Here is a 13,213-nt window from a genome sequence, read left to right as displayed (position 1 = left end):
CACCTATTCGGTCGGCGTGCGACCTACGCCCCTCTTAGTGCGTTCGTTGCCAGGCAGTCAACCCGCTAGGCTAAAGAGCGTGAATCAACAGTATTTTTCTCATTCCAGCCCTGCTCGCGCCGACGAGATATCGAAGCTGACCTACAGCGTACGAGGCCATAACTTCGACATGTCCGTCTCATCGAAGGTGTTTTCGACCAGCCGTCTGGATTTAGGAACTCGCCAGCTTCTTGCCGAAGCTCCTTGCCTTCCCGCCACCGGCACTTTCCTTGATGTGGGATGCGGTTGGGGTCCGATTGCTCTGGCAATGGCAAAGGAAGCGCCTGAAGCTACCGTCTGGGCTGTTGATGTGAACAATCGGGCGATTGATCTCACGCGCCGGAACGCCACGTCTCACGGTTGCACCAATGTGCGCGCGATGAGCGAAGACGAGGCCCTTGCAGCCGTGGCCACCGATGACGTTCGTTTTGACGTCATATGGTCAAACCCGCCGATCCGTATCGGCAAAGAGGCTCTGCATGCTCTGCTGGTGCGGTGGCTCGACCGCCTGAGCCCCACGGGTGTCGCTTATCTTGTTGTGCAGCGAAACCTTGGCGCCGATTCCCTCATTTCATGGCTGAACGGCCGCGGATACGACGCTGAAAAGTACGCGTCAAAGAAGGGCTACCGCATTATCAAGGTTCGTTCGGGCGCCTGAACTTCTGCCCCCACTTTTTACGGGTGACGCAGACCTTTGAGCGAGAGAAACAGGCTCAGACGAGTTCGAATGTAGCAACGCGAGTCGCAGGACCGGTCAGAATCACTGAAGCGTCGGTGACATGTAGCTGACCGTTCTCCCAGCTCAGGACATCGTCCAGATCAACCCACACGCGACCTCCCGGCACGTCAACGATCCACGAGGCCGGCGCTCCCTCACCTCGACGAATAGCCGTTGCAAGGGCCGCCGCACAACATCCCGTGCCACACGCAAGGGTCTCACCCACTCCGCGTTCAAGGACGCGCAGACGAATGTGGCCACTCTGATCCTCCGGGCCGGTCAGGTCAACGACGGCTTCAAGGTTTGTACCGCGCTCATTCGAGGGCGCATAGGTGGGGCGCATAACCTCGGGGGCTTCGGACGCATCAGTGGCCGGGAAGATAATGTTGTGGAGTTCCTCTTCGCTCGCAAGCGCGACAACCGTATGCGGGTTCGGCATATCCACATATACTCCGCGCAGGGTCTGCTCAATGCCCGGGATCGTCACGTCAATGTCGGCCGTTCCACTGGATCGAGCCGGACCCATGTCAACGCGGTACAGGACCTCGGCCTCGCCCCCCTGATCGATAACGCGGACAGTGCGAACTCCCCCTCTGGTGCCCACCTCAATTTCCTCATCGGTTATCAGGCCTTCGCGGCGCAGATGATCAACAAAGACGCGGATACCGTTGCCGCACATTTCCGCGATCGACCCGTCGGAATTGCGGTAGTCCATGAACCAGCGACCATCCTTCATGACGGCACGCATCAGCCCATCAGCGCCGATACCGAACGCAGGCGAGCAGAGACGACGCACCTCTACAGCATCGATATCGTTTGTGTCATCGGCATCTGTGTAGACAACGAAAGAATTCCCAGTGCCGTGGGCTTTCGCAATACGAGTTGAGGGACGTAGAGCAGTCATATCGTTAACGCTAGTGGGTCTGCGCGCCGGCGTAGTCATCCGCCGTTTTTTGGACAATCTTCAGTGCCCGGTCCAGCAGGTCGTTCTTCGAGCTTCCGTCTTCGGCATCGATCCAGATCACGCGATGGTCAGGGCGCAACCACTTGATCTGACGCCTGGCCAACTGCCTGGTCGCGATAGCGATCGATTCCTTCGCTTCATCGATGCTCATCTGCCCATCGATCACCGCAATTGCCTGGGCATACCCCGTCGCCTTCGACGCCGTCTTCGCATCGCGCAAGCCCTGATCGATCAGGGCGCGAGTCTCTTCAATCAGACCGTCATCAAACATCATCTGGGTGCGAAGAACAATGCGTCGATCCAATTCATCGAGATCACGGCGGATCGCGATCATCACAGACGGCTTCACGAACTCTTTGACCGGCATATGCGACGAATAGGGTTTGCCAGTCAGTTCAATGACTTCGAGGGCACGAATAATACGACGAGCATTGTGCGGATCAATGCGAGAAGCAGACACCGGATCGAGGGCCTCGAGTTTGCCATGAAGCCCCCGACTGCCCAGCGGGCCTTCCGCTTCTTCTTCCAGTGCAGAGCGTACTTTCGGATCTGTTCCAGGGAACTCAATATGATCGAGCAACGCACGTTGATAAAGACCCGAGCCGCCGGCAACGATCGCAACGCTTCCCTCGCCGTGGATCGCCTCTAGGTCCGCTCGCGCATGCGTCTGATAGTGGGCAACCGACGCTTCCTGACTGATGTCGAGAACATCGAGTTGATAGTGAGGAATCCCGCGACGTTCCTCCAGCGGCGTCTTCGCCGTGCCAACATCCATGCCCCGATACAGCTGAAGTGCATCAGCACTCACGATCTGACCGCCATTTGCTCCCCAGCATCTGCCCAATTCTTCGGCAAGATCCAGAGCCAAATCAGACTTGCCCGACGCTGTCGGTCCAACAACAGCAACAATCAGTTGCGACGGATTCGCTAGAGTCATCGCCTGGCTCTCACAATCCCCCACCTGAGCATCAGACGTGGTGCAGCGCGCATCAGCGCTTGGGATTAAAGAATGAGTGTCAGCCATGGGTTCAGTCTAAATGGCACTTCCTATTTCCCGCCGTCTACCAAACCCCGTAAGGTAGCAGTATGAGTGTGACAACAACAGATCCGGTCACCATCGACCGCATTGCACGCGCACTTGAAGACATGGGCGTTTTCCCCTTCATTTCGTCCAAGGATCAAGTTGCTGCTCTGCTTCCAAACCGCACAATCCGATTCATCGTCCCGCCCACGTCTCCAGCACAGGGCGTTGTCGACTACCCCCGCTTCTTCCACCCGTCGCACCAGCAAGCTCTGCTTGAAACAATGCGCACGTTGAACGCTTCAACATACGTGCCGAAGGCGACAACCTACACCAGCGAGCAAGGGATGATCGGTATCCGCCTCTTCCACTGCTTCAACTGGGTAGCTGGGGCAACTCATGAGCAGCTGGCAGAAGAGGTCCAGCAGTTCGTGCTCGCATCCATCGCGGTCCAAAACCGTCTTGACCAGATGTACGTTGACCCGTGGACAAAGGAGGCCTCCAATGCCTGAATGGAAGTCATTTTCGATGGGTGACGGCGCCTCACCACTGACCGAGTCACCGATCCAGCACCTATCCCAGACCGCTACGCCGGCACCGGGCATGGAAGCTGATGAAGCCGCTGAAAAGTGGGGTACCGAGGTTTCTGAGGTCAGCATTGAACGAATTGAAAACGTTGTTGCTGGAGATGGACTCTCCCACGGCTCAAACGAATTCGTTGTTATCACTGATGTTGAAGGTGCTCGCATCCAGATTCACCGCGAACCAGCAGATTCTCCGTGGATTCAGATCGAAGCACGCATGGAACTCGACGCTGAGAGAGCAGCTAAGCTCGACATGCCTCGCCTGAACGAACTCACCAATAAGTGGAACGTCGACCATCTTCAGCCGACCACGTTCGCTCTTGAAACTGAAGATAGCAAGGTCGTTATCTTGGCGACCCGTTTCTTCGCTGGCAAGGGAATGTCAGACCGTCAGATCCATGCGATGGTGCGTCGCGGACTGGGAGTGACACTGCAAGCATTGAACGAAATGCCGGCTTTGCTGGCCCACGCGTAAGTCTTGATCAGTGCGCACACGATTGGTGCGCGATTCGCGAAACGAAATAGCAGGTGTGCATCGCTCGTCGAGCGGAGCACACCTGCTATGCGTCTATTAGGGAACAGCAGTTTCAGTGAGGTCGTCCCACGCGGATCGTCGGAATACCCAACGACACGCGTTCGTCTTCCTCATGAGCTTGGCGACGCTCCCATGCGTCGCCTGCGCGCGTACGGCGCATAGTCCATAGACCACCACCTGTCAGAGCCGAATCTGCGATCAAGTGGTGCGGGGCGCCGTGAGTGACGGTAGCGGTCACCATGTCGCCAGGACGTGGCTTATCTGCTTCGCTGATGCCCTCCGGCAAAGCAACGTGCACCAAGCGATTATCGCGGGCTCGCCCGGTCACGCGCAGTGTTTCACCATCTTTACGACCGTCGCCCTCAGAGATCAGGACCTCGACCGTGGTGCCTTCCAATGCAGCATTATCTTCCGCGCAAATTCGCTCTTGAAGAGCAACGAGGCGCTTGTAGCGTTCCAGTGCGACATCATCGGGAACCTGGTCTTCACGATCGGCAGCTGGCGTACCCGGACGCGGGGAATAGAGGAACGTGAACGCTGACGAGAATCGAGCCTGTTCGACAACGTCCAGCGTCTGTTGGAAGTCTTCTTCGGTTTCACCGGGGAAGCCAACAATGATGTCTGTCGTAATCGCAGCATCGGGAATCGCGGCGCGGACTCTTTCGAGAATACCCATGAACTTTTCGCGCCTATAGGAGCGTCGCATCTGACGAAGCACCGCATCGGAGCCAGATTGAAGTGGCATATGAAGGCTGGGCATCACGGTAGGAGTTTCAGCCATCGCCGCAATCACATCGTCCGTGAAGGCAGCCGGGTGAGGTGATGTGAAACGTACGCGTTCGAGACCCTCGATCTGCCCCACTGAGCGAAGGAGAGAGGCGAATGCGCCTCGTTCACCGAAACCGACACCGTATGAATTGACGTTCTGTCCCAGCAACGTCACTTCGATCGCACCTTCTAAGACGACCGCCTGAACTTCGGACAGAATCTCTCCGGGACGACGATCTCGTTCTTTACCGCGCAGATGAGGAACGATGCAGAAGGTGCACGTGTTGTTGCAACCCACGGAGATTGAAACCCACGCAGCGTACGCGGATTCGCGGTGAGTGGGCAGAGTCGATGGGAAGACCTTCAACGATTCTTCAATTTCGACAGCAGCTTTGCGGTTGTGTTCAGCACGCTTCAACAGGGCGGGGAGCACATCAATATTGTGTGTTCCAAACACTGCATCAACCCATGGAGCCTTATCGATAATGCCGTCACGCATCTGTTGCGCAAGACATCCACCGACGGCGATCTGCATGCCCGGACGTTCACGTTTTACCGACGCGAGCTGACCGAGGTTGCCATACAGCTTCGTCGCAGCGTTCTCGCGAACCGAGCAGGTGTTGATAACAACAACGTCGGCACCCATGTCACCGGCATCAGTTGCTCGTGCCTGAGCTGCAGGAACACGGTCAACCGGGATGAGTCCAGCTTCTTCCAGCAAGCCAGCCATACGCTCAGAGTCGTGAACGTTCATCTGGCATCCCAGCGTTTTAATCGCATAGGTGCGCGGAAGAGCTACCTGAGATGCTTCGTCTATATTCGTTTCCATCGCGGACAGTTTAATCATTCCCATCGGTTCGGGTGAAGTGAAGAACATCGTGGGCAAGGCTGAGAGCTGCACTAACACTCTGGTTGCGTACCGCTTCCCTGTCCCCCATGAAGTGGAAGAGGCGATGGCGCTCAACAGCGCCCATCACGCAGGCGACATGCACGGTTCCGGCAGGATGAAGTCCCTGCGGTCCGGGACCAGCAACCCCCGTCGTTGCAATGCCAAGGTCTGAACCAGTGAGCTCGCAGACTCCGCGCGCCATTTGAATTGCAACGCGCCGGTCAACGGGACCGAATGACTGTAACAGGCTGGGATCAACACCCAGGATCTGAGCTTTTAATTTGGTGTCATAGGTGCACACTCCGCCAAGAAGGACAGCTGATACTCCCGGCACATCAACCAATGTGGAGCACAGTTTTCCACCGGTCAGTGATTCAGCAACGCTGACGGTGACATGATTCAGTGAGCATTGTTGAATCAGTTCAACTGCTTCTTCTACAGGCATGAGGTTCTTCCACTCAACGCACAGCCACAAAGCATGGTGTGCTATTCGTTGTCTTCAGCTTCGACGTCATCAGCAAGCACCTGCAAGACGGCACTTGAGACAACCGAAGGCGAATACCCTTTTCTGCTCAACATACCAACCAGCCGACGATAGGCAACTTGGCGACTGACACTGCCCATTGACCTGCGCTTTCGCAAGGCAAGATCGAATGCCTTGTTCGCTTCATCATCAGGTTTTATCAAAGCAAGTGCTTGCTCAATGTCAGCGCGCGACAGTCCTTTACGTCGTAGTTCTTCAACGAGTGCTCGCCCGGTCTTCCCACCAAGTTCAAAACGATCATGAACAAGCATGCGAGCAAAAGCAGCATCATCAACCAACCCAACCTGTTGGAGGCGATCGATCACTTCGTCGGCAGTCTCGGTTGAGAAACCTTTTGCGACAATAGCGCTACGCAATTCGCCAGTCGAACGACTCCGAGAATCAAGCTGTCGAAGAGCAACTTCACGCGCCGCTTCGATCGCTTCAGTGCCCGTCAGAGCAGCATTCTTCTCTTTTAAGCGCGCAAGACGCTCTCCGACTGAGGAGCGCGCCTTGCACGTTCGTTCGAGCTCCGGATGATCTTCAGGATCCAGATAACGAACCATTGGTGTTAGAAACCTGCGTCTTCCATCGGATCGATGTCAGGAAGATCTTGGTTTTCATCTTCGGGCTCAAGTGGTTCACCGATTCCGAGGGCTGCCAGAATCTTGTTTTCGATCTCTGTGGCAAGTTCAGGGTTATCGATCAGGAATTGACGGACGTTTTCTTTGCCCTGTCCAAGCTGATCGTCCCCGTAAGTAAACCAGGATCCCGACTTACGCACGACGCCAGCCTCAACACCCATGTCGATAATCGAACCTTCACGCGAGATGCCCTTGCCGTAGACGATGTCGAATTCGGCCTGCTTGAAGGGTGGCGCCATCTTGTTCTTCACGACCTTGGCACGCGTGCGGTTACCGACCGGGGCTCCCGCTTCCTTCAAGGTTTCAATGCGACGAACATCAATGCGAACCGATGCGTAGAACTTCAGAGCCTTGCCACCCGTTGTCGTTTCGGGAGAACCAAAGAATACGCCGATCTTTTCACGTAGCTGGTTAATGAAAATGGCCGTGGTCCCAGTGGCAGAAAGCGCACCCGTGATCTTACGAAGTGCTTGGCTCATCAGGCGAGCCTGAAGACCAACATGGGAATCGCCCATTTCGCCTTCGATTTCAGCCTTAGGAACGAGGGCTGCAACCGAGTCAATAACAATAATGTCGATACCACCGGAGCGGATCAACATATCTGCAATTTCAAGGGCCTGTTCACCGGTATCGGGCTGAGAAACCAGCAGAGCGTCCGTATCCACACCCAGTGCCTTTGCATATACCGGGTCAAGAGCATGTTCAGCGTCAATGAACGCTGCGTTACCGCCAGCCTTTTGAGCGCTGGCGACAGCATGGAGAGCAACGGTGGTCTTACCGGAGGATTCGGGTCCGTAGATTTCGATGACACGACCACGTGGCAAGCCACCGATGCCGAGAGCAACATCCAGAGCAAGCGAACCGGTGGGAATCACCTGTACCGGCGGACGCGAGTCGTCGCCCAAGCGCATGACAGAGCCCTTACCGAATTGCTTATCAATCTGAGAAAGCGCTACTTCGAGCGCCTTGTTGCGGTCATTTCCCTTGGGAGCAGACACGGGTGCATTCTTGCGACCTGCCATGATGTCCTTCTTAAGATCCGAGCCTCACCGGCTGACGATTATTCTGGCCTTTGAAGTGTGATCCCCTCTCCGAGGACACACAATGACGATATGCCTGACCATGGGCAAACCACATTGCACACCTGCTTACCTGTGGATAAGTGGGGGCAAAATGCGCCATCTATAAGAAATGATATATGGAACAGGTGTTCTACACCTTCGGGCGACGCGCCGAAAGCTACGAACGAGACCTACGTCGCTCTTTTTGATCCAGTCGATGAATCCACTTCATAGACGGATCAACACCCGCTTCATCGACCAACGCATCCCACACTTCCTGAGGAGCAACCCCGCGATCAAGAGCCTCTTCGCACGTTCCACGTAGCGAAGTGAGATAGAGGTCAGACGTGTATGAACGACCGAGCGTCGCCCCAAAGACAGCGTCAACGCCCTCCCAGAATTCAGATACCTTCACGCGTCATCTAATCAAGGTAACAGGGACAAGATCATCCGGAACAGTATCCGGAACGACAACGCCATCTACAACGGCAAGGCGGTCAGAGACTTCACGCAGAACAAACCACAGCGGGACATCGAGGGCCTCGCAAATAGCTTCAAGCAACTCTGACGACGCTTCCTTCTGACCGCGCTCTACCTCTGACAGATATCCCAGCGAAACTTGAGCGCCGGCAGAGACCTCTCTGAGCGTGCGCTTTTGACGCTGACGGATACCACGCAGGACGTCGCCAAGCTCAGTCCTCAATAAAGGTGCGGTAGTCAGTGAAGCATTCATAAGAAAAGAGTATCCCCCATCATATAGAAATGCGCGTGCAGACCACGTGATAAGACCAACCCACCGACTGGATAGCACAAGAAATGCGGACATTATCCGCGAAATTTCAACGATAAGACGCGAAAGGGGAAGTGTGTCTCACCATTAAATAAGTTGAGTCACTTTGACTCAACTTGAGGTGAGCTTGCCTTCCAGAGCTTCGCGCCCTCGACAACATAAACCAGACCAGACCAGACAGTCATCACCAATGCCAGGCCTGCGACAACCCAACCGAAGATCAGCATTCCGTGGGTCAGCGAAGCATATGCGGGCCACGAAGCACCCAGAGACTGCCACGGAATCAGAAGCAACCAGATCGCGAAAATCTGCAGAACCGTCTTCAGCTTGCCACCCTTATTTGCCGACACAACAATGTCACGTCGCAACAAAACTGCACGCAAAGCCGTAATACCAAGCTCGCGAACAGCAATCAGAATCGTCACCCACCACGGCAACAATCCAGCAATCGAGAGCACGATGAATGCACCCAGCGTAAGCGCCTTATCCGCAATCGGATCCATCAAACGACCGAAGTCTGTGATGAGATTTCGCGAACGCGCAATATGCCCATCAAGCTGATCTGTTGCGGCAGCAACCATGAAGACTACAACAGCCCACCAGCGCGCAGCAGAAGCCTCAAGGAACATCAGCCAAATGAATACCGGGACCAGAACCAGACGGAAAACGGTCAAAACATTGGGCACGTTCCATAAAGAAACATGGTGTTCATGATCAACACGAGAAACATTACTTCCCATAGCACCCCTTTTTTTGGCTTAGCGACCGGTCAGCTGCCAAGCGTCCTCATCATCGTCGGGCTCTTCATCTACCCATTGTGGTGCATTCCCACCATAATCATGTCCTGAATATGGGTCCGGTGCCGACATAGCACCATCGACCGCACCAGTGCGCACATCGGTGCCGGGAACGCCATCACCAGTTGACGCGGTCTCGTCACCCATGGAAGGCACGACCTCTGTTGCTTCGTCTAGCGTCTCTACTTCGCCTCGTAGCATGGCAAGCACCTGAGGCAACTGCTCGGGCGCAACCAACACCTGGCGCGCCTTCGACCCTTCGGATGGGCCGACGATTTCACGCGACTCGAGCAGGTCCATCAGGCGACCTGCTCTGGCAAAACCGACACGCAACTTGCGCTGAAGCATCGACGTCGAACCCAGCTGCGAGGAAACAACCAGCTCAGCTGCCTGCAACAGATCATCGAGGTCATCGCCAATATCCTCGGCGACCTTGACCTTCTTCGCCGGCGCAACCACATCCTCGCGGTACGTGGGTTGCATCTGCGACTTCACGTGCGCGACAACCTTGTGAATCTCCGACTCGCTGACCCACGCGCCCTGGACGCGCAACGGCTTCGAAGCGCCGGCAGGAAGGTAGAGAGCATCGCCCTGACCGATCAGCTTCTCAGCACCCGGCTGGTCGAGAATCGTGCGAGAGTCAGTCAGGGACGAGGTAGCAAACGCCAAACGCGAGGGGATATTCGCCTTAATCAAGCCGGTCACAACGTCAACAGACGGACGCTGCGTCGCCAGCACCAAGTGGATGCCAGCGGCACGCGCCAGCTGAGTGATGCGCTGAATCGAGGCTTCAACATCGCGCGGAGCGACCATCATCATGTCGGCGAGCTCATCAACCACCACCAGCAAATACGGGTACGGGTGAAGCGTGCGTTGCAGACCGGGCTTTGCCTGAACCTGACCGGACGCCACAGCCTTATTGAAATCGTCAATGTGCTTGAAGCCATACTCAGCCAGATCATCGTAACGCGCATCCATTTCGCGCACGACCCATTCGAGAGCCTCAGCAGCCTTCTTCGGATCAGTGATAATCGGCGAAATCAGGTGCGGAATTCCTTCGTAAATCGTCAGTTCCACGCGCTTGGGATCAACCAGGATCATGCGCACCTGCTGGGGCGTCGCACGCATCATGATCGACGTAATCATCGAATTCACGAAGCTCGACTTACCGGAACCCGTCTGGCCAGCGACCAGCATGTGAGGAGTCTTTGCGAGGTTCGTGACAACGTACCCGCCTTCGACGTCCTTACCCACGCCGACGACCAGCGGATGCTGGTTACGCATAGCAGCGCCGGAACGCAATACGTCACCCAGCGCCACGTTTTCGCGGTCAGCGTTCGGAATTTCAATGCCGATCGCTGACTTTCCAGGAATCGGAGCAAGGATACGCACGTCAGCTGAAGCCACCGCATACGCGATGTTCTTCGTCAGGTTCATCAGTTTGTCGACCTTGACGCCGGCACCAAGAACAACTTCGTAGCGCGTCACTGTCGGACCTCGTGAAAAACCGGTGACCCTCGCATCAACGTTGAAGTCAGCGAACACCTGCATCAGCGCATTGACAACCTGATCATTGACCTCGGAGCGAGTCTTGTGCGGCGGGCCGGCAACAAGAAGACTGGCCTGGGGAAGCGTGTACGTGATTGCATCGTCCAGGTTCGGCTGAAAACCGGGCTGAGCAGGAGGATCGGTGATCGGCGGAGCAGGAATACTTGTCGCTCCCCCACGCACATCGACTTCGGAGGTCGCTATATTAGCGGTCAGCCCATCGATGCCAGCAGTCGCATCAGGCAGGGAAATCACCTGAGTTGGCATGTCCTGCGGATCGGGGGAAGGCTCAGCCTTCTTCGCAAACCGAGACTTGCGCGCCGGCTTATCAACAAACTTTTCCGCATTCGCATCTTGCTCAAGGACAACCGTCGGGTCATCGCTGATCTGTGGGGAACGGAACGACTCATCACCATCATATTGTTCAAGGAAAGGATCATCGCCCGCAGCAAGATCCTCGCGCGCACGACGCCTGCGTTCGCGTGCACGTTCTTCATCGCTCATTTCTTCATCTCCACCGCGGTGGGTCAGCGAACGGAAGAAGGAGGCGAGAGCAGCCGGAGCATCGGCAACACGCGTACGAGTTGCCAGCAAGATCGAGTAAATGCCCAAAAGAATGAGGATTCCGCCAGCCCCCCACCCTGACAGCAGAAGCGTCAGTGGGCGCGCGATAAACCAGCCGATAATGCCACCGGCCGATTCAATAGCTGCTAGGTCATCGAATGCCGGATTTCCTTGACTGATATGCACCAAACCGGTCAGGGCAACCGTCAACCCAATGCCACCCGCAGTGTGGTGTGGCAAGGCGTGGTTTCCGGAGCGCGCGCGGAAGAGTTCTACGGCTTGTGCGACAAGTGCCAGTGGAACAACGACAGAGAATAGACCAACGAGGCCGGCTGCCCCGTGGTGCAATACATCCCCAGCCTGGCCGGAAATGTGGAACCACTCGCGCAGGGCGACAACGATCGCTAGCGCAAGAAGCACAAACGCAAGGCCGTCGCGCTTTACTTGCACATCAGCTGCATTGAACGCGCGAACCATCGAGGCAATACCACGCCCGATTGCTGAGAAGAACGAGGCAAGGAGCCCCGGCTTCTCCGTTATCTCGGGTTGAGCCTGCTTCTGATTCGACGTGCGCTGGCGCGACTTGGCGTTCGAGCCATTTCGGGCAGATGGGTTGCTTTTAGCCATGATGATCAAAACGCTACCCGTAGACCTGGCGAATCGTGATCGGCGCGCCGTTAAAGCGCAGTCTCACGCGGATCTCACACTCGTGACGCGTCTGCGAATAGAAGAAAGAGGCGCACGTGCAGTCTCTACAGTGCCGCGAGGCTCTCGACTGTTCCCGTTTCCATGACGATATCAATCTGTTCGCGTGAGGGAACAGGAAGAGCAGATTCATGAGAGAGCGCAATTGCGGCAGCCGCGTTCGCGATACGACATGCTTCCGCAACGTCTTTGCCGGTGATCAGAGTGGCGCACATTGTCGCGATGTGTGTATCACCGACACCAGCGGTGTCGACGACGTGCGTCTTGTAGGCGGGGATCATAACGGGTTCATCAGTCTGTGTGCGTTGCAATTCGCACCCCGACGCGCCCGTGCGACGGACCAGCGCAGCTTCGGGTCGCATGAGGTGACGCACTCCCGTGCCGGGCTCAAAAGAGTCGAGGATCGACGCCAAGGTGTTCGATTCACGGACATTCATTGTCACGACGTCAGCACGATGCAACAGCTGGCGCCATAGTTCTACGGGAACTTGCTCAACTGCCGGGGAAACGGCCACAACAAGAGTGACAGATGACGGCAGGGCTGCAGCCCATCCCGCAAGGACCTTCGCAGAATGAGGATTCGTCAAGTCAGAGGCAGCAATATGGATCAAGTCGCCAGGGGTAAGAACAAGAGAGTCCAACGCTGTACGCGACGGCTCTGACTCAACACCGGACGTCACAATCGAGGTCATCGACCCATCGGGTTCGATCAACTGCATTGCGACGCCGATGTCACCCACCAGTTCTGGAATAAGAACCTCAACTCCAGCTTCAACAAGCTGACGACGAACAGTGAACGAGTTCGGTCCAGTGCCTAACGGGGAAGCCAGCGCAGCCGGGATACCGAGAGCTGCCACCGCAGATAGGGTTGTAAAACCACCCCCGGGACGCGAGCTAGAAGCATCGGCATGGATGGAAGCGCCACGAACCGGTGAATGTGAAATGTGCATCGGAAGAACAAGCACCACCGAGTGGGTTGAGATAAAACGACCTGTCATTTCTTCCACGCTTCTTTGAGTTTGAGGCTCTTCGTTGAGGTTGCTGACACCAGAGTACGCGATAG

General features: G+C 56.0%; 14 protein-coding genes. 3 read left to right on the top strand and 11 right to left on the bottom strand.

Annotated elements, in window-relative coordinates:
• Window positions 1-79: 79 nt before the first annotated feature.
• A complete protein-coding gene (locus QP503_RS06665) occupies window positions 80-697 on the top strand; it encodes a class I SAM-dependent methyltransferase (RefSeq protein WP_103633552.1) in 618 nt (205 codons plus the stop codon).
• Between the two features lie 55 nt (window positions 698-752).
• Here QP503_RS06665 and dapF read toward each other — a convergent pair whose 3' ends face one another.
• Both dapF and miaA read right to left on the bottom strand, forming a co-directional pair.
• Window positions 753-1,661, bottom strand: coding sequence for a diaminopimelate epimerase (gene dapF, locus QP503_RS06660; RefSeq protein WP_103633551.1), 909 nt, complete (start codon window positions 1,659-1,661; stop codon window positions 753-755).
• A gap of 10 nt (window positions 1,662-1,671) precedes the next feature.
• Complete coding sequence (miaA, locus tag QP503_RS06655) at window positions 1,672-2,658, bottom strand: tRNA (adenosine(37)-N6)-dimethylallyltransferase MiaA (protein ID WP_285084330.1); 987 nt, start codon at window positions 2,656-2,658, stop codon at window positions 1,672-1,674.
• A 149-nt stretch (window positions 2,659-2,807) separates the two neighbouring features.
• Here miaA and QP503_RS06650 point away from each other — a divergent pair, with 149 nt between their 5' ends.
• Window positions 2,808-3,254 (top strand): YbjN domain-containing protein, encoded by a 447-nt coding sequence (locus QP503_RS06650; RefSeq protein ID WP_006681707.1) that lies wholly within the window; start codon window positions 2,808-2,810, stop codon window positions 3,252-3,254.
• On the top strand, window positions 3,247-3,801 hold the full coding sequence (locus tag QP503_RS06645; RefSeq protein WP_179370499.1) for a type III secretion system chaperone family protein: 555 nt from the start codon (window positions 3,247-3,249) through the stop codon (window positions 3,799-3,801). Before QP503_RS06650 ends, QP503_RS06645 begins: the two co-directional genes overlap by 8 nt.
• A gap of 112 nt (window positions 3,802-3,913) precedes the next feature.
• On the opposite strand, the gene miaB is transcribed toward QP503_RS06645, so the two are convergent.
• The 9 genes from miaB to QP503_RS06600 all read right to left on the bottom strand — a co-directional run bounded on the left by miaB (window position 3,914) and on the right by QP503_RS06600 (window position 13,148).
• Window positions 3,914-5,458, bottom strand: coding sequence for a tRNA (N6-isopentenyl adenosine(37)-C2)-methylthiotransferase MiaB (gene miaB, locus QP503_RS06640; protein ID WP_040318684.1), 1,545 nt, complete (start codon window positions 5,456-5,458; stop codon window positions 3,914-3,916).
• A gap of 10 nt (window positions 5,459-5,468) precedes the next feature.
• On the bottom strand, window positions 5,469-5,963 hold the full coding sequence (locus QP503_RS06635) for a CinA family protein (protein WP_006681710.1): 495 nt from the start codon (window positions 5,961-5,963) through the stop codon (window positions 5,469-5,471).
• Window positions 5,964-6,004: 41 nt separating this feature from the next.
• A complete protein-coding gene (locus QP503_RS06630) occupies window positions 6,005-6,607 on the bottom strand; it encodes a regulatory protein RecX (RefSeq protein ID WP_285084326.1) in 603 nt (200 codons plus the stop codon).
• A 5-nt stretch (window positions 6,608-6,612) separates the two neighbouring features.
• Complete coding sequence (gene recA, locus QP503_RS06625) at window positions 6,613-7,707, bottom strand: recombinase RecA (RefSeq protein ID WP_006681712.1); 1,095 nt, start codon at window positions 7,705-7,707, stop codon at window positions 6,613-6,615.
• A gap of 217 nt (window positions 7,708-7,924) precedes the next feature.
• Complete coding sequence (locus tag QP503_RS06620) at window positions 7,925-8,161, bottom strand: DUF3046 domain-containing protein (protein ID WP_006681713.1); 237 nt, start codon at window positions 8,159-8,161, stop codon at window positions 7,925-7,927.
• Between the two features lie 3 nt (window positions 8,162-8,164).
• Window positions 8,165-8,479, bottom strand: coding sequence for a helix-turn-helix domain-containing protein (locus QP503_RS06615; RefSeq protein WP_285101436.1), 315 nt, complete (start codon window positions 8,477-8,479; stop codon window positions 8,165-8,167).
• 158 nt (window positions 8,480-8,637) lie between these two features.
• Complete coding sequence (gene pgsA, locus QP503_RS06610) at window positions 8,638-9,276, bottom strand: CDP-diacylglycerol--glycerol-3-phosphate 3-phosphatidyltransferase (protein WP_006681715.1); 639 nt, start codon at window positions 9,274-9,276, stop codon at window positions 8,638-8,640.
• Between the two features lie 18 nt (window positions 9,277-9,294).
• Window positions 9,295-12,072 carry an FtsK/SpoIIIE family DNA translocase gene (locus QP503_RS06605; RefSeq protein WP_006681716.1) on the bottom strand — a complete coding sequence of 926 codons (2,778 nt, stop codon included), beginning with the start codon at window positions 12,070-12,072 and terminating at the stop codon, window positions 9,295-9,297.
• Window positions 12,073-12,197: 125 nt separating this feature from the next.
• The gene (locus QP503_RS06600; RefSeq protein ID WP_006681717.1) at window positions 12,198-13,148 is read right to left on the bottom strand and encodes a PfkB family carbohydrate kinase; all 951 of its coding nucleotides are present in this window, start codon (window positions 13,146-13,148) and stop codon (window positions 12,198-12,200) included.
• Window positions 13,149-13,213: the final 65 nt, after the last annotated feature.

Origin of the sequence: Pauljensenia sp. UMB0895 (assembly GCF_030218905.1) — a bacterium.
GTDB classification, from domain to species: Bacteria; Actinomycetota; Actinomycetes; order Actinomycetales; family Actinomycetaceae; genus Pauljensenia; species Pauljensenia turicensis_A.
The sequence above is the reverse complement of the archived record's forward strand: the minus strand, read 5'-3'. Positions and strand labels throughout refer to the sequence as shown.